This is a genomic window from uncultured Slackia sp. (genome assembly GCF_934630525.1).
Lineage (GTDB): Bacteria > Actinomycetota > Coriobacteriia > Coriobacteriales > Eggerthellaceae > Slackia.
Window position 1 is genome coordinate 11,684 of record NZ_CAKTVX010000011.1, and the last position, 17,642, is coordinate 29,325.

The 17,642-nt window shown below is 57.2% G+C and carries 11 protein-coding genes; 5 read left to right on the top strand and 6 right to left on the bottom strand.

What is annotated here, in order from left to right:
- Nucleotides 1–1,025: 1,025 nt before the first annotated feature.
- Entirely contained in the window at nucleotides 1,026–2,687 is a 1,662-nt protein-coding gene (locus Q0D41_RS08545) for a response regulator transcription factor (protein ID WP_294377918.1), read from the bottom strand.
- Nucleotides 2,688–3,055: 368 nt separating this feature from the next.
- On the opposite strand from Q0D41_RS08545, the gene Q0D41_RS08550 reads away from it, so the two are divergent.
- Nucleotides 3,056–4,771, top strand: a complete 1,716-nt coding sequence (locus Q0D41_RS08550) for an FAD-dependent oxidoreductase (protein ID WP_294377921.1) — start codon at nucleotides 3,056–3,058, stop codon at nucleotides 4,769–4,771.
- A 160-nt stretch (nucleotides 4,772–4,931) separates the two neighbouring features.
- On the opposite strand, the gene Q0D41_RS08555 is transcribed toward Q0D41_RS08550, so the two are convergent.
- Nucleotides 4,932–7,460 (bottom strand): ATP-dependent helicase, encoded by a 2,529-nt coding sequence (locus Q0D41_RS08555; protein ID WP_294377923.1) that lies wholly within the window; start codon nucleotides 7,458–7,460, stop codon nucleotides 4,932–4,934.
- Between the two features lie 180 nt (nucleotides 7,461–7,640).
- Nucleotides 7,641–8,576: an undecaprenyl-diphosphate phosphatase gene (locus tag Q0D41_RS08560; protein ID WP_294377926.1), complete on the bottom strand. Its 936-nt coding sequence runs from the start codon at nucleotides 8,574–8,576 to the stop codon at nucleotides 7,641–7,643.
- Between the two features lie 214 nt (nucleotides 8,577–8,790).
- Between Q0D41_RS08560 and Q0D41_RS08565 the strand changes: the two genes are divergently transcribed.
- On the top strand, nucleotides 8,791–9,522 hold the full coding sequence (locus tag Q0D41_RS08565) for a VUT family protein (RefSeq protein ID WP_294377929.1): 732 nt from the start codon (nucleotides 8,791–8,793) through the stop codon (nucleotides 9,520–9,522).
- A complete protein-coding gene (locus Q0D41_RS08570; RefSeq protein WP_294377931.1) occupies nucleotides 9,519–10,199 on the top strand; it encodes an SDR family NAD(P)-dependent oxidoreductase in 681 nt (226 codons plus the stop codon). Before Q0D41_RS08565 ends, Q0D41_RS08570 begins: the two co-directional genes overlap by 4 nt.
- 328 nt (nucleotides 10,200–10,527) lie before the next feature.
- Here the strand turns inward: Q0D41_RS08570 and rbr are convergent, their stop codons facing one another.
- Both rbr and Q0D41_RS08580 read right to left on the bottom strand, forming a co-directional pair.
- Nucleotides 10,528–11,064: a rubrerythrin gene (gene rbr / locus Q0D41_RS08575; RefSeq protein ID WP_294377933.1), complete on the bottom strand. Its 537-nt coding sequence runs from the start codon at nucleotides 11,062–11,064 to the stop codon at nucleotides 10,528–10,530.
- A gap of 300 nt (nucleotides 11,065–11,364) precedes the next feature.
- The gene (locus tag Q0D41_RS08580; protein WP_294377935.1) at nucleotides 11,365–12,189 is read right to left on the bottom strand and encodes a TipAS antibiotic-recognition domain-containing protein; all 825 of its coding nucleotides are present in this window, start codon (nucleotides 12,187–12,189) and stop codon (nucleotides 11,365–11,367) included.
- A 946-nt stretch (nucleotides 12,190–13,135) separates the two neighbouring features.
- Here Q0D41_RS08580 and Q0D41_RS08585 point away from each other — a divergent pair.
- A complete protein-coding gene (locus Q0D41_RS08585; RefSeq protein ID WP_294377938.1) occupies nucleotides 13,136–13,654 on the top strand; it encodes a hypothetical protein in 519 nt (172 codons plus the stop codon).
- A gap of 669 nt (nucleotides 13,655–14,323) precedes the next feature.
- Nucleotides 14,324–14,989 carry a cyclopropane-fatty-acyl-phospholipid synthase family protein gene (locus tag Q0D41_RS08590; protein ID WP_294377940.1) on the top strand — a complete coding sequence of 222 codons (666 nt, stop codon included), beginning with the start codon at nucleotides 14,324–14,326 and terminating at the stop codon, nucleotides 14,987–14,989.
- Between the two features lie 802 nt (nucleotides 14,990–15,791).
- Here the strand turns inward: Q0D41_RS08590 and Q0D41_RS08595 are convergent.
- Nucleotides 15,792–17,510 carry a SulP family inorganic anion transporter gene (locus Q0D41_RS08595; protein WP_294377943.1) on the bottom strand — a complete coding sequence of 573 codons (1,719 nt, stop codon included), beginning with the start codon at nucleotides 17,508–17,510 and terminating at the stop codon, nucleotides 15,792–15,794.
- Nucleotides 17,511–17,642 lie beyond the last annotated feature (132 nt).

A 17,642-nucleotide genomic window follows, 5' to 3' on the forward strand; every position in this document is an offset into this window, starting at 1 on the left:
ATGCCGAAAAGCCGAGGCGGCACTTTTGATGAAAAAGGGCAATGGCACGCAACGGAAAATCGACTCGTCTTACCATTCTGGGAAGCGACGATAAGATGTGGACGCTCGAGCGCAACAATCGTCGACAATGAAGAATCGCGCAAGGCCCTCACTTCACGCGCCGCAACTTTTTCCGGAACGCCCGCGTGCGAAACACTCGGCGCAGGCAAAAGCGAAGCACGAGCGGCACGCCACACCGAGAGAGCTGTGATATGTGAGAAGCAAATGGACATAAAGACGATGTTAGAACGGAAACCTTGCCCGTTTCTTGCCCAAATACATGAGTTATGCGTTCGCTTTCATGCGTTTTTCCCTCGCTTTACATGCGTTGGCGCACGCTTATCGGCGCATTCGCCTCTTCGTGTTTTCTTGTCTCGAAATAGCACTCGCTCGACTAGCGCAGTAGCGGCAAAGCGCTGTTCGGCAGAATGGTGAAAACGACCACGAACCAGATGTCGGCACGGGCATCGAACCCAAAAAAAATACACTTCACTACACCGTATCCAGGGAGATTCCTTACTATGCAGCATTTTATAAAACACCTGGTAGCAGCGTATAGTTTATCGATACTTTACAGTGTATAGCTTCATTTTTCTATTCCGCTCATTCACGAGCTTATTTTTGACATAAAGAAAGGGCCCCAAAAGGGCCCTTGTATTGCAGCCAACCTCGAAAGGTTCCCATAGCAAGCAGTCAAAAGCTTGCACGCAGCGTGCAGTCAGCCTCAAAGGCTTCCCACGCTGCGTGCAAGCCGGCTTTAACGCTTTCTGCAGCCCACGACTGGCCTTAATCACTACCCGCAATTGCTTCATAGCCCTTGAACGCCTTTAAGAATCGACTCCACGCGCAATGCGGCCGATTGCCACACGTAACAGAACAAACAGCAGCGATGCATCGAGTCGGGCAATGGGAAGCCACTCGGCGCCCACCGCGCGAGGCGTCATCGGCCGCCAACCATCAATACTCGCCCACCGTGACCCGACAACTTAATCCGAAAACAAGTCAAGCAGCTCTTGCCGGCTATGCACATTGAGCTTCTGATAAATATGCTTCACATGGCTCGCCACCGTGTTTTTCGAAAGCACGAGCGCATCGCGAATATACGGCTGCGAACGGCCTCGAGCCAAATAGCCGAGCACTTCGGTCTCGCGCGCCGAAAGCCCACCTTCGGCGGCTATGCGCACAACCTTTTCGTCGAGGTTCTCTTCCTGCGACAATAGACCATCGCCCTCGCCCTCAAAAGCACGAAGCGCCTTCTCGGACGCCGCTGAACCACCCTGCGAGACGGACAACTCGCCGGCACCCATGGGAACCGCATCATCAAGGTCGCCCGCATAGCGAAGACCGATTCCGCCCATGTTTCGATCAGAGGGCGCGAGCGCCATGGCAACCGAAAAGAGGCATATCACGACAAGCGAGGTCTCCCATAAACCATAACCGCTTGACGTTGCAGCGAGCGCCGACCACTTCCCGGCCAAATTGCCTACCAAAACACCAAGCTGAATCATGCCCTGCCCCACGCCAATGGCGAACGCAGGCGAAAATACGCCGGCTCGCACAAAGTTCACCAAGCTTAGAAATGCGATGATCTGCAGCACGGTGTCGGCCACCGACATCGTTGCGCTCGCGACGAATTCTGGAGCCATTCCGCTGAAAGGAATCGCAGCCAACCCGACCATGATAAACGGAGCCACCCAGCGCAAAAGCGCGGGCACATTCACGCGGGGCGAGAAGAAGATGAACCAAAATGCCAAGCACACACCGCACACCGATCCGAGCATAGTCGCGGCATCGAAGCCATAGGCAGCCTGGAATGCATCGATCACGCCGCCGGTGGCAGACGTCACGCCAATCGCCATGTACGCGGCGAAAAGCACGACCGATATCCTCACGAGGAACGCCAGCGCTTTCCTCTGAGGCGCTTGCGAGCTTCCATTTGAGCAATCGCGCATCGCCGAAGGCGGCATTCCCAAAAAACGCATGCCCCGCGTATCCTTCCGCGAGGCATCCAGGGTATGCGCGGCGCTCGTGCGCAAGCCCGCACGCCCTCCCGCGCGCCACGTCTCCCCCTCGGAAAGACGTTCGACAAACCGACCCGCGTCAATATCGTTCCATGTTAAATAAAGGCAAACCATTGAAAGAATAGGCAGCGACGAAACACCGCACACGCCCGGCAGTCCTTGAATATAGGGGAATACGAACGCGCACGCGAGCATCACCCCCGACGCCGCGGGAACCGCAATCTCCACTCGCTCGGTTTCGAGGCGAGAATACGCATCACCCCAAAACAAGACGAGCAGACCGCTGCCGATGCCGCTCGCCACGCCACAGAGCGAGCCCGCCCACGCGGGCAAGTCGAATACGCCCAACAAGAAAGTTCCCGCGGCCATGAGCACGGTACCCGCAAACGCGGCCGGTCTCATGCGTGACATATCGACACGACGCCACACAAGCGCGAACACGAAAAAGCACCCGACAACGGCAACGGCCGAAGCGAACCACGAAGAATCGGCATTAATGGACGAACCCGCACGACCCGCAAACAACGCCGAGGTCGAAAACGAACAGTAGATCCAAGCCCATACGAAGCCAAGGCCCAAATGCCTCGGTCGAACCGAACCTTCGACCTTCGACACAAAGTCGCTCATAGCCAAAACGCAACCCTCCATTGCGAATAGCGAGAAATCCGCCAGCCCCTTCACGTTCCCAAAGCGCAAGAGATTATCTACTAATAACGGTGAGTTTCTAGCATCACCGTATGCAAACCTCACCGATAGTGACGAAAATCCCAGCTCAAAACCTCACCTATTCTAGGTGAAAACAGCTCGATTTTACGCCAAACACTGCATTTGGGCGATGTTTTCCCTCACATCGCCGGGCATGCTGCAAGTGTCTGGAATGCGGCACGACCGCGCAGACGCAACATGCCAGAGTTTAGAACGGACCCCTCCCTCATATCCGTTCTGGCCCTTGGCGGAAAGCTTGCGCCTACGGGCGCACACGGGAAGGGAAAAGAATGACTGCAGAAATGAATCGTCGCTCGTTTCTGACGGGCGCAGCAGCAACCATGGGACTTGCCGCCGTCGCAAGCATGACGGGCTGCGGCTCGCCTAAGCAGAGCGGCTCCAAAGAAGCCGCCGCAACCGATGGCGACAAGGCCAACGATTGGCTTGGCGAGGCACCTCAAATCGCCGACAGCGACTGCGTTGAAACGCTTGACTTCGAAGTCGTCGTCGTCGGCGCCGGCACGTCGGGATACTTTGCCGCCGCAAGCGCCGCAGAAAATGGCGCGAAAACCCTGCTCATCGAAAAGGCCGCATCGGGCTCGAGCGTGCGCAGCTCCGCGCTTGGCGCAATCGACACGAAGCTCCAGGCCGCGCAGGGTACCAAGATCAACAAGATGGACATCGTCAACGACTTCGACCACTACGCGTCCGGCCAGGTGAACAGCAAGCTCATTCGCAAATGGGCCGACAATTCCGGCGAGGCCATCGACTGGTACACCGACCTCATGAACGAGAACGGCATGGTGGTCCAGCTCGAGTGGAACATGCCCGAGGGAACCCGCTACCCCGAATGGCCGACCGGCCATGGCACCAACGGCGAGTATCCGAGCCGCGAGGGCGACGTCGCCGAGATCATCAACACCTACATCGCCTCGTTCTCGGGCTGCGAAGTGCTCTTCAACACGCCCATGCAGAACCTGATCGTCGAGAACGGCAAGGTCGCAGGCGTCTACGCCAAGAATTCCGATGGCAAGTACATTCGCATCAACGCAAGCAAGGGCGTCATCGTCGCAACGGGCGGCTATGCCTACAACGAGGACATGTACAAGGCGCTTCAGCCTGAGCGCTATTCGTGTCTGGGCACCCTCGACGCATTCCCGAACTGCACAGGCGACGGCATCAAGACGCTTTTGTGGGCGGGCGCCAAGATGGACGCCGTGCACACGTCGCTCACGTTCAACCGTTGCCTGCTCACCAAAGAGCAGGAAGTCGGCGACCCCTACTCGATTTCCGGCGATGATTACGGCTACTACTTCTTCAGCTCCCAGCCGTTCCTGCGCGTCGACAACGACGGCCTGCGCTTCCATAACGAATCGACTCCGTATGACTTCGTGCTGAATGCCATGACCAAATACCCCGAAGGCCAGCGCAACTGGCACCAGGTTTGGGATGCGAACTGGAAGGGCGATGTCGACCGTTTCCACACCGTTGGCTGCTCCACCATCACCTATCGCGAAGGCGCCGACCATGACGCGTTCCCTGGAATGATGGACGAATGGATTGAGCCCGAGATGGAATCGTTCGTCGATGCTGGCTACATCGTGAAGGCTGACACCCTTGAAGAGCTTGCTGGCAAGCTCGGCTTCGAAGGCGACGCAAAGAAGAACTTCCTTGCCACCTGCGAACGCCAGAACGAGCTCTTCGACGCCCAGGAAGACCCCGACTTCGGCAAGGACGCGTTCCGCCTGTCCGAGCTGCGCACGGCCCCGTTCTATGCAACCGTGAAATCGTGCGGCCTCACGCTGTGCACACTCGACGGCATTCAGGTTAACGACGAGCTGCAGCCCATCGGCGAAAACGGCGAGCCTATCGAAGGCGTCTATGTTGTCGGCAACGACCAAGGCTGCTTCTATGCGGGAACCTACCCCAATCAGGCTGCAGGCCTGAACGCGGGCCGCTGCGCAACCTTCGGCCGCATGGTCGGCAAAAAGCTTGCAACTGCGTAAAGAAATCGCTTCTTTACAACGTATAGCTCAAACTTTGCAAGAGATTGCAGCATTTTTGAAGAAAAGGGACCCTGCAGGGCCCCTTTTCTTTTTCCCATTGCTCATCGAAAGCCATATAGAAAGAGAGAGGAGCCGCAAGCCCCTCTCTCTCTTTCTATTGCTAATTGATTTTCACGATAGGCGCGTAGTCTTTCAACAAGGTCTTCGTCTGGCCTGTGCGCGCGAATTTAATCACGAGCGAATCGCCGTCGACCTTGAGCACTTTGCCGCGGCCGAACGTTTTGTGGTCGACGGTATCGCCGGCCGCGAACGTATTGTGCGCCGCCTCTTTCTTGCCAGCCGATGCCGCCCTGGCTGCGGCCGATCCGCCCCAACCGCCTTCGGGCGTATACGTGGGAACCTTGCCGCCGCGCGCTCGACTCGAACCAAGCGACCCCGCCGCGCGCGTTGAATGCGACGCGCTCGAGCTCTTGCGAGCAGCGCCGCCATGGCTTGCCGTGAAATCAGAGAACGACTGCCCACCGCCAGGCTTGCCGGTCCCGAATGTGCGCCCGCCCGTCGAAGAATTGCGGCGCGCCGACACGTTCGCGCTCGACTGGCCGAACACACGGCCGCCGCCCGCTTCCACGCCCGAGCCCGAAATGCCGCGACGGCTGCCGCGCTTTTCCCAACCCGTGCCCGAAAAGCCCATAGAGCCAAGGCCAATGGTCTGGCGAAGCTCACCCGGAATCTCGCCAATGAAGCGAGAAATCGGGTTCGCGACCGTATCGCCGAAAATCGTACGCGATTGGGCACACGTCAAATACAACTTCTTGCGCGCACGCGTAATGGCGACATAGGCAAGACGGCGCTCTTCCTCCAAGCCCGATTCGTCTTGCGAGGAATTCGAATGCGGGAACAGCGTTTCTTCCATGCCCGCGACGAACACCACGTCGAACTCCAGGCCCTTCGACGCGTGCACCGTCATAAGCGTGACGGCGGAATCGTCTTCGGCCATAGAATCCAAATCGGTGCGCAGGCGAACCCACTCGATGAAGTCAGCCAGCGAATCGGGCGAAAGCTGGCGCACGCCCGCGAGGTTCTCGCCTTCGGGCAGCTCGGGCTCTTCTTCCTCGGAATTCTGGTGCGACTGCACGTATTCCTCGACAACTGACAAGAACTCCTTGATGTTCTCGACGCGCCCGCGCGCTTCGTCGGTGTTCTCATTTTCAAGCGCGGCAATGAGGCCCGATTTCTGGATAACCGCCTCGATCACTTTGCGCAAATCGCCGCCGTAGCTGCGGCACTCCTCGACAAGCGAGACGAAGCCACCAAGCGCCGTGCGGGCGCGCATCTGCAGGTTCTCGTCAGCCACGCACAGCTCAGCCGCCAGCATGAACGGCATGTTCGTCATGGCTGCCGCCTGGTCGATATAATCGATGGTGGTTTTGCCGATGCCTCGGCGCGGCGTGTTGATGACGCGCTTGGCCGCAATATCGTCGTTGGGATTCACGAGCAACGTGAGGTATGCCATAACGTCGCGAATTTCGGCGCGATCGAAGAATCGCGTGCCGCCGACGATCTTGTAGGGAACGCCAGCGCGCAGCATCATGTCTTCGAGCGAGCGCGACTGAGCGTTCGTGCGATAGAACACCGCCATCTCGTCATACGAGAAGCCTTCGGATCGGCGCTTGTCGATTTCTCCAGCAATCCAGCGGCCTTCGTCACGCTCATCCGACGCCACATACACGTAAATCTTGTCGCCATCAGGCTGGGAAGTGCGCAACGTTTTGTCTTTGCGATGCTGGTTATGGCGCACTACGGCGTTCGCCGCATTCAGGATGTTGCCCGTTGAGCGGTAGTTTTCCTCGAGCTTCACCGTTTTGCAATTCGGATAATCGCTCTCGAATTCCAGAATGTTGCGAATGTCGGCGCCACGCCAGCTATAAATCGACTGGTCGTCGTCGCCTACGACCATGATGTTCTGGTTTTTCGCGGCGAGCAGCTTCGTGATCTCGTACTGCGCCTTGTTCGTATCCTGATACTCGTCCACGAGCAGATAGCGGAAGCGATTTTGGTACGCCTCGAGCACGTCGGCATGGTTCTTCAAAAGCAAATGCGTGTAGAGCAGCAAATCGTCGAAGTCGAATGCGTTGGCCGCCTTCAAGCGCTGCTGCAGCTTCTCGTACACGCGCGCCGCGACCTTCGCACCAGGGTCGCCCGTGGCGCTTTTCGCGAATTCGCCCGGAGTCATAAGTTCGTTTTTCGCGGATGAAATGCGATTGCGAATGTTGTTGATGGGCCAGCGCTTCGGATCCAAATCGAGCTCGCTGTAGATGTCCTTCACGAGGCGCTTCGAATCGTCGTCGTCGTAAATGGTGAAGCCCTTGTCGAAACCGAGCTTCTCGCAATCGACGCGCAGAATGCGCACGCACATGCTATGGAAGGTAGACACCCACATGCCACGCGCGCCCGGGCCCACGAGCTTGCTCAAGCGCTCGCGCATCTCGGCGGCCGCCTTGTTGGTGAACGTGATAGCCAGAATTTCCCACGGCTGCACGCCATTGTCGGCGAGCATATGCGCAATGCGATACGTGAGCACGCGCGTTTTACCCGAACCAGCGCCCGCGAGCACGAGCAGCGGGCCTTCGGTGCACAGCACGGCCTCGCGCTGCGCGGGATTCAAGGAATCGATATCGATGCTAGTCATATATCCACCTTCGACGCAAGCAAATATAAACGAAGCCCCATGCCTCAGTGCGTGGTTTTCCGCACAGTTCCGCACGAGCCAAACAGCACCTCATGTGCTGTTTGCGCGAGCTCAGGACTGTTTGAGCATGAAACCATGCACTGGGGCATGGGGCGGACAGGTCCGTTTCCCGCGAGTTTCCTACGGCAACATTCCCATGGTCTCGAACGCGAAATAGCCCAAAACCAGCGCGCCCACGATGATGCGGTAAATGCCGAATGCCGTGAAGTCGTTCTTCTTGATATAGCCCATGAGGAACTTGATTGAAATGACCGACATCACGAAAGCGGTCACAATGCCCACCACGAGCACGACGATTTCGGTCTGCGTCATGGCAACGCCTGCCAAAACGAACTTCGCAACCTTCACCACGCCCCAACCGAGCATCACGGGAATGGCCAGGAAGAACGTGAACTCAGTCGCAGCCGTGCGCGAACAGCCCGTGAGCATGCCGCCAATGATGGTTGCACCCGAGCGCGACGTGCCGGGGACCATGGCCAAGCACTGGAAGAAGCCGATCTTCAGCGCGGTTTTCCAATCGATGTCGTCGACGTTCGTCACCTTGAACAGCGACGCCTCGGCGGCGGCTTCAGCGTCGGCCTCGCTCACGCGCGCATGACGGCCGCGCGGCGCTTCCACCTCGGCGAGCGCTTCCTTGAAACGACGGCGATTGCGACGCTCGAGCACGATGAACACGATGCCGTACAAAACGAGCATGGCCGCGACGGTAACTTTGTTATAGAAATGCTCGTTCATGAAATCGTCGAGCGCGAAACCGAACACGGCCGCAGGCAGGCACCCAATGACCACCATGCCCCAAAGGCGCCACGTGCTGCGACGCTCGTCGACCGTTTTGCTCGGCGAGAAGGGGTTGAGCTTATGGAAATACAGAATAATGACCGCCATGATGGCGCCAATCTGGATAACCACCAAGAACAGCGCAAGGAACGAATCGGAAACCTGCAGTTTCACGAACTCGTCAACGAGAATCATGTGGCCCGTCGAGGAAATAGGCAGCCATTCGGTAATGCCCTCGACCAGACCAATGAGCAGTGCTTTTAAAGCTTCAATAAGCATGGGCGCTAAACCTTCCGCATTCATGTGTATTTATGCAACCGTTGAATTCTATATGACGGGCGCGCGTTCGTTGTGCAAAGCGCGCGCATTGCCTTGGAAAAACAGAACCAGAGCGTTATTATGGTAAATGGTACGCAAAAGCAAGAAGCGCCACCCAAGCAGTTCGGGTCCGAAATCCTGCTTGTAAAACCTAAAACCAAAGGAGAAAGTCGCAATGCGCAAATTTTTCGAAGACTACAAGGTCTTGCTGCGGAGCATTCCCGCTCCCACCGTCACGATTTTCATCGTGAGCGTCATCCTCATGAATCTCATGGCAAACAAGGAGCTTCTGAGCACGCCATGGCTCGCGCTCGACTGCGGCTTCGCCGTGAGCTGGGTTTCCTTCCTCTGCATGGACATGATCTGCAAGCGCTTCGGCGCGAAGGCGTCCATCAAAATCTCGATTCTCGCGCTGGGCGTGAACCTGGCTGTGTGCCTGTTCTTCTGGCTCATGAGCCTCACCCCGGGCATGTGGGGCGCCTATTACGACACCGGCATGGTCGAAGTCAACGACGCCCTGAACGCCACCATCGGCGGCACGTGGTACGTCGTGCTGGGCAGCTCGCTTGCGATGCTGTGCTCGTCGACCGTGAATTCCCTGCTCAACGTGGCCATCGGCCGCCTTTCCACGTCGAATACCTTCGGCGCGTTCGCGAAGCGTTCCTACATTTCCACAGGCATTGCGCAGTTCGTCGACAACTTGATTTTCGCCATCGTCGTGTCGCATGTGTTCTTCGGCTGGACGTGGATTCAGGTGCTCACCTGCTCGTTCACGGGTGCTATGGCTGAGCTGCTGTGCGAGATTTTGCTGAGCCCCGTGGGCTACAAAGTCGTGCGCGGCTGGGAGCGCGAGAACGTGGGCGCAGCATACATCAATCGCATCGCCGCACAGAAAGCCAACCAATGAAGGCACTCGTAACGGGCCCTTCGGCAGGCATTGGCCGAGCATGCGCCGAGTTGTTTTTACGGCGCGGGTGGCAGGTGTACGGCTTCGATATCGCGCCGGCGTCGATTGCTCACGCAGAATACGAGCATTTCATTGTCGACGTGCGTGATCGAGCAGCGTTTCCTGCCGGTCTCGAGCCTAACGTCATCGTGAATAATGCCGGCGTGCAGGGCGCAGACGATATTGCCGTGAACCTGCAGGGCACCATCAATATCACCGAGGCGTACGCATTCGTGGGCGACTTTCCCGCCGCGAAGCCCGCGCCGTGGATTCGCTCGATCGTGAATGTCGGCTCGGCGAGCGGACACACGGGTTCCGAATTTCCCGAGTACGCAGCGAGCAAGGGCGGCATTCTTTCGTACACGAAAAACGTCGCAAATCGCTTGGCGCCCCAGGGCATTTGCAACAGCGTCGACCCGGGAGGCGTGCTTACCGAGCTCAATCGCCCCGTGATGGACGACGCCGCCATGTGGGAGCGTATCATGCAGCTCACGCCGCTGCGCCGTTGGGCCGAACCCGACGAAATCGCCGAGTGGGTTTATTTCGTTGGCGTGACGAATCGCTTCATGACCGGCCAAAACCTCCTTATCGATGGAGGCGAGGCGGGCGCCGCCGAATTCGTATGGCCTGAAGGCTAGGTCTTGTGGCACCCACTTCGGTTTATAGGAAAAGTCGGTTCGGGCGGCTTCTTTCATGAAAGATAAACAAGGCTTGCGCGGGCGCTCTGGAAACAGGCACAGCTTGTCCTGTGGGCTTTTGTCCGAGGCTCTTCCCCTGCGTGCTTTTGCGCTATGGGTTTATGTCCCGGGCTTTTGTCCCGGGCTTTTCCCATAAGCCCTTTTGCCTCGTAAACGTTCATTTCTCACCATGCGAATCGACCCCGAAAACGGGAGATCTCATCAAGAAAGCCGCCCTTGGGCGGCTTTCTTGCGATGTTCGATATTTACTTTCGAGATCGATTTCGGCTTAGAAGTTTTCAGCCGAAATCTCGAAGTACGCCTGCGGATGGTTGCAAACGGGGCACACGTCCGGAGCCTTCGTGCCTACGACGATGTGGCCGCAATTACGGCATTCCCACACCTTGACCTCGCTCTTCTCAAACACAGCGGCGGTTTCGACGTTGTGCAGCAGCGCGCGATAACGCTCCTCATGATGCTTCTCGATGGCGCCAACCTGACGGAACTTTTCGGCGAGCTCGGGGAAGCCCTCTTCTTCAGCCGTCTTGGCAAACTCGTCGTACATGTCGGTCCACTCGAAATTCTCGCCATCGGCCGCAGCGGCAAGGTTTTCCGCCGTGGTGCCAATGCCCTCGAGCTCGCGGAACCACATCTTGGCGTGATACTGCTCGTTCGCGGAAGTCTTGCGGAAGATTTCGGCAATCTGCTCGTAGCCCTCTTTCTTCGCGACCGACGCGAAATACGTGTATTTATTGGTCGCCTGCGACTCGCCCGCGAACGCAGCCTGCAGGTTTTTCTCAGTTTGGGTTCCAGCGTATTTGGACATTTCGAATCCCCCTTTTGGATTTCCAGCCGTGGGCCCTTCGCCCGTGGCTTATGCTGCAAATGATACACCGTCTCAATACGAATTGGTAGCTTTTGCAACATCTGTTTCCGAATTGGGATAAAACTGGGACAGAAACGCCATGTACGATCGGGCCCTGTGGACGGCTTGCGACTGGCTTATCCAAATCGGACGAAATAGCGTAGCCGCATCAGATGCCCGTGCCGATTCAAAGAGCCCATGAGTTCCAGCTGGCTCACATGCATGAGCCGATCCGCATCATCTGCGCGACAGCGTATCGCTCTAAACGAGCGCAGCCTCTATCGCCTTCATGAGGAACTCCGTCGCGCCCTTTCCCGCGCGGGAGTCATAATACTCGACGAATCGGCTATCGGCCAAATATCCCTGAGCGAGACAGACGTGAGCTTGCGGCGAATAGGCGCCCTTTGCCCATTGCATGCAAATCCAGTCGGCATGCATGCGCGCCAACTTCGTAGCTTCAGGGCTCAACGCATCGCCCGTCGACATCGCCTTCTTCAACTGCTTGATAATCGCGACTTCAAGCTTTTCTTTCGTCCCCCACTCCTCATCGCTCATGTCGAGCAGCCTTTCATTGGCCGCATCAACCGCCGCATCGCCATAGCGCTCGCGAGCCTCAATGCCATAACGCATCTCGTTCGAGTGCACCGCGCTCCAGCGCTTCAGGTGCGGCAACACCGCGCCCATAAGAGACACGGCCTCGTCGCGCGTCATTCCTGTGCTTTCCGCCAGGCGCGGCGCACAGTCTTCGATCATGGCATCCATTGTTGTTTCATAGGTATATTCGCCCTGTTGGTAGCACCATTTGCAATAATGCGAGTCGGCCGAACCGTGAGCATCGGTGCCATATTCTTCGGGCGCGAGCATCATTCCGCAGCTTTCGCAGTAATGCTCGGGCCAATCAAGCAAGTGAGCAACAGGCTCATTCAGCACATTCGCGATAAGCTTCAGCATATCAATGCCGGGCGTCACTTCGCCGCGCTCCCACCGCGACACCGCCTGACGCGTCACGTATAATTTCGCCGCAAGCTCCTCCTGTGTGAGCCCTTTGCGTTTACGCAGATCAAGAAGCGTTTCTCCGAAATTCATTCGCAACCTCCCACGAAGCACCGTCTGGAATGCCGCCCGCCGGCCTTCCCTGCTTAAACTTTATCGTGCGCGAAGCACCATTCCAAGCAACATCTAGTTGCGTAAAACGTTGGACGACCCAGGCAGCAACAAAGAGCGGCCCAGGCGGCAGCATCTTGACGGACTTCTTCGAAGCTTTTCGCATGAAAACGCGCGAAGTGCGTACCCTGCTGATTTCTATGCTCTCGCATTAATTTTGCAGTTCAATAAAAGCCCAGGTCGGTTAATAACGCTCCTCCGCCAATTCGACAACATCGCCAAGAGGGTACGCACTTCGTGCGTTTTCATGCAACGAAACGATACATTTCAGCCCCGTCTCCCCATTTTGCCCCTCCTGGCGTGCCGGGCCTGGTAAAGTTCGCACATGGAAGAAATTTTGTGCGACATATCGGCGTTCCGCTTTCATCGGACCCCTCCGCAGATTCTTATGCTCTGCCCGCCTTACCCCGATAGGGCATGCGACAGGAATCGCGCCGGGTTCAAAAACCACGTGCTCACGCAGGAGGTGCTTGGCGGGCCCGTTCACCTTCTGACGCGCGATCGCAAACAGCGCTTGAATAATTCGAGCACGGTATCACACCTCGTCACGAACGAATTGCCGTCGGGATGCATACAAGAAACCAGTCTGGGAATCTTGACGACAAGTCCCCTTTATTCCCTGCTCAGTCTCACCGGACACACCAGCGAAGTTCATCTTGCGATGGCAATGTACGAATTCTGCGGCACATTTTCGGTTTTTCGGCCGAGCCCGCTTATCGAGGCGCTCCTCGATCGAATCGATTGTTCCGAGCTGATTCCTCGTTCATTCGGATGGCAACGAATCAAAAGTCCCGCCGGCCGAAAGACCGACCTCTGGAAACGCGAACCGCTTATCGAGATAAACGAGCTGCAGCGATTCGCCGTCGAAATGAAAAGTGCTCGCGGCGGACGGCAGTTCGCGCGTGCGGTGAAATACGTGACCGGAATTACGGCTTCGCCCTTCGAAGCGCAGGCTTCGATGCTGTTCGCGCTGCCAAGAAGCAAAGGAGGCGAAGGCTTTTCGAGCTTCACCAACAATGAGAAGATTCCGCTTTCGAGAAACGCGAGGCGCATCTGCAGTAAAACCGCCTGCTACGCCGACCTGCTCTTCGACGTCCCTGAAACGTCCAGCCCGCTCATTATCGAGTGCCAAGGGAAGGTAGCCCACGACGATTACGCGGCGGCGATTTCCGATTCGGACCGAATGGCCGCGCTTCAACAGATGGGCTTTACCGTTATGCCGCTCACCTACCGGCAAATCGCCGAGCGCGCCAATTTCGACGTGGTGCGCAGGATGGTCGCCAAGCAAATCGGAGTTACGTATCGAAACAAGAGCGCCGAAGAAACGCGGCGCGAAATAGATTTAAGGCGCAACATCTTCATCGACTGGGCGACCCTCGGGCAATAGCCCGATTGGCTCATGCATTTTGCGCCGCGCCGAAATGCGGTTGCGTGAAAACGCGCGAAGTGCGTACCCTTGTCGAGCGCTTGAGATAGCAACAAACGCGCGCCGCTGCAAAACCCCAGGTCACGAAAATTCAATCCTGACGTCTCGCCCATTGTTTCTTTTACGGGTACGCACTTCGTGCGTTTTCATGCAACGAGGCTCGTAGCAATGCTCGTATGTCGCAATCAACGCGCCGGCGTCCAAACGCAACCAGCAAAAGAGCTGTACAAAAAAGGCCGAACAAGTACGGCGAAGACCTCACCCTGAAGACAACCTTACTTTTTCCTTTCATGGAAGCACAAGAAGAGAAATAGCCGCAACGGCGTGCTAGAATCGAACGCAACGGAGAGGGATTGGCCCTCCAAGACCGATTATCAAGGGTGATGGCTTACGGTCGTTGTTCTTTAGGGAACGCCAAACGAATAATGCGATAAGGAGGGCCCTCAGGGCTTAAATTCGTGTGGCGCTTTTCCCGCCTGTTGAACCATATGAGCAAATACACGGCGGTTGTGGATGCGCGTTAGCACCAACGCGCATGGCAACGCAGCCGCTGTTTTCAAAAGACAGGACTGAACACTGAATTTCCCAAAAGCAAATAGCTTCCCCGCCAATCTCGTGCGCGAGAAAATTATGGGTCCCAACCCACTCAAAATTTGCGAAGAGCTCCTGAGTGAAGTGAATCTGGCACCTGGCTCAGTCGTATGCGACCTTGGCTCGGGCACGGGCATCACAAGCGCAATGCTTGCGCGCGAGTACGGGTTCGACGTGTATGCCGTCGACCTGTGGAGCAACCCCGTCGAGAACCGTGCGTTCTTCAACGAGCTCGGCATTCTCCCTGAGACCATTCACCCCGTGAAAGCCGACGCCACGCAGGGACTGCCGTTTGCACCAGAATTCTTTGACGCTGTGGTGAGCGTTGATTCATACAACTATTATGGCCGCGACCCGCACTATCTCGGCGAGAAGCTGCTGCCTTACGTAAAACGAAACGACATGCTCTACCTGGCCCTTCCCGGCATGGTGCGCGATTGCCACAACAACCTGCCAGCATGCCTGCTTGAGTCGTGGACGTCCGAGCAGCTCGACTATATGCACGATATCGCCTGGTGGCGAGCTATGATTTCACAAACCGAAGGAGTCGAAATCGTTGATATGCACGCTATGGAGTGCACCACTGAGGCATGGGCCGATTGGCTCGCGTGCGACAACCCCTACGCGCAAGGCGATCGCAAGGCTATCGAAGCTGGCGCGCTCGAATACTTGAACACCATTGCCATAACGCTACGCAAGCTTTAGTCGACGACGACACGCAAGCCATAACCCCATGGCTGACACGGGGCCATCTTCGCGCAAACGATGGCCCCGTGGTCGAATCACAGCGTGCAAGGAGGCAGAAGCAACGTGCGCCCAGCGCGGTGTGGGCATATCCCCGCCACAAAGCATAGCTTCTAATTCGCGCCCTTAGCTCAAACGCAAGACCGCGAAATTCGCCCTAAGAGCATGCATTGCACAGCGCGGCAAAGAGACGGATTAGGCAGCGTCGAAAAAGATGTTTCTATGGTTGCCAATCCCCGATTTCCCAACACGATTGCAGATTGCGCTTCACCAGGTACTTCGAGCAACAACTCGGCGTGCTGTTTGAAAAAAGCGGCCCGGTGGCACCAAAGGGCATGCCTGCAGATCTGATGCGCGTACTATGCGCGAGCTTGTTTTCGCGCATAGTTTCGTGGTGGTTCGGGAGTGGCGTGAGCGAGACGCCCGAGCAAGTCGCCTCATGGTACGCTCAGGGCATGGGGATTGCAAAATAAGCATCGGAAATGGTTTGTTGCAAGAAATCGCGCGAAGTGCGTACCCTGGTTCGAAAAAGCCGCTTCGCATTGTAACTAAAAAAGCCGCGACCTGGAGTTTTACCGGCATAAAACGTCCGCTTCATTGCAAAACTAAATTATGGGTACGCACTTCGTGCATATTCGTGCAAACCGAAGGAAAAGCAACCGAAAAAGGGGCACAAGGCCCCTTTTCAGATTTCTATGCAGCTATTTGGTCTCACGCCTTCACGCGTCAAACGCACCCTCGCAAACTTTCACAGCCCTTCGGTTTATGCAACCTTTTCAGCCTTCGCTCCTTTGGCACCCTTTGCAGCCTCTTCGGCCTCAAGCAGCTCACGCGCGTGGGCGATGGCGTCATCGATATTCGGACGGAAGTGCTCCTCGCCCACCAGGTCGACGAAGCCGGCACGGCGCATCGTTTTCATGGGCTGCTCGTTGGCGTGGCTGAAAATGAGCTTCACGCCATTTTCCTCGCAGTAATCGTAGAGATTCTCAAGCGCATTCATGCCCGACGAGTCGAGCGACGGTACGCCGCGCATGCGGATGATCAGGTATTTCGTGAACTCCTTCACCGAAATATCGGTAATGCGGTCGGTCATGCCGAAGAACATGGGGCCGTTGATCTCATACACGCGCACGCTCTTGGGCAGCTCGCGCAAATGCGTGACCTCGGAATCGGCGTCGCAGTAATACTGCCAACCTTTGACCTCGGTTTCCTCGGAAACCATCTTCATGAACAGCACCACGGTAATGAGCATGCCCACCGCAATGGCCGTCACCAGATCAAACACGATGGTCAGCATGAACGTGAGCAGAAGCGTGGCCACCGCGCCCTTCGAAGCCGTGTGGCACAGGTGCGCGAAATTGCGCCATCCGCTCATGTTGTAAGCGACCTGCAGCAGAATGGCCGCGATGGTCGGCATGGGAATGAGCGCCGCGTACGGCATAAGGAACACGAGCACCACGAGCAAAACGAGCGCATGCACCATGCCGGCAACCGGTGTGCGTCCGCCGCTCTTCACATTAGCGGCCGTGCGCGCGATGGCGCCCGTCGCGGGAATGCCGCCGAACAGCACCGATCCCATGTTGCCCACGCCCTGAGCCACGAGCTCCATATTGCAGCGGTGGTGCGAGCTGATCATGGAGTCGGCAACAACACACGAAAGCAGCGACTCAATGGCGGCCAGAATAGCGATGGTGATGCCGTTGGGAAGCTGTTCACGCAGCAAATTGATTGAAAGTTGCGGTACATGCAGCTCGGGCAGGCCGGCGTTAATGGTGTACAAATCACCGATGGTGTTCACGTTCATGCCGAACAGGGGCACCATAACCATGCCCACGATAACGGCGACAAGCGAACTGGGGACCTTGGCGCCCAGCGCGCCCAAACGCGGCCACAAAAACAGCACCGCGAGGCACACCGCGCCCACTAGGAGCGCCTGCCAATTGAAGGTGCCGAAGTTCGCCGCGAGCGCCGAAACCTTATCAGCCGTCTCGACCGTCACCGTGCCGGTGGGGTACGTGAGCCCGAAGAAATCTTTCAGCTGACCAATGACGATGGTCACCGCGATGCCTGCCGTGAAGCCCGTGGTGATGGTGTACGGAACGAAGCGGATGATGGTACCCAGCTTGAGCAGGCCCATAGCCACAAGCAGCACGCCGGCAATGAGCGTCGCCGCGACGAGGCCATCGATGCCGTCGGTCGCGACGATACCGGCAACGATGGTCGCGAACGCCGCTGTAGGGCCGGAGATTTGCACACGAGAACCGCCGAGAAACGCGATGAGGAAGCCTGCGACGATTGCCGTGTACAAGCCCTGCTCAGGACCGACGCCCGAAGCAATTGCCAGCGCGATCGAAAGCGGCAACGCCACGATGGCGACCACGATGCCCGATACGATGTCGCGAGGGAGCTGCTCTTTAAGCTCCTCTTTGCTCGAGTGCTTGATGATGCTGAACAGGATCGGTTTGATTTTGTCGCGCTGCAAGGGCTCTCAATTCTTCTTCGTCGTACGTCGTTCGTGTCGCGCGCGTCGCCTGGGGGCAAAAGCAGCACTGCCAGAATAGCCGGCAGGGCCAAGCAGGCCGAACAAAGGACCTCCTGGCCAAACGGCGGCGTA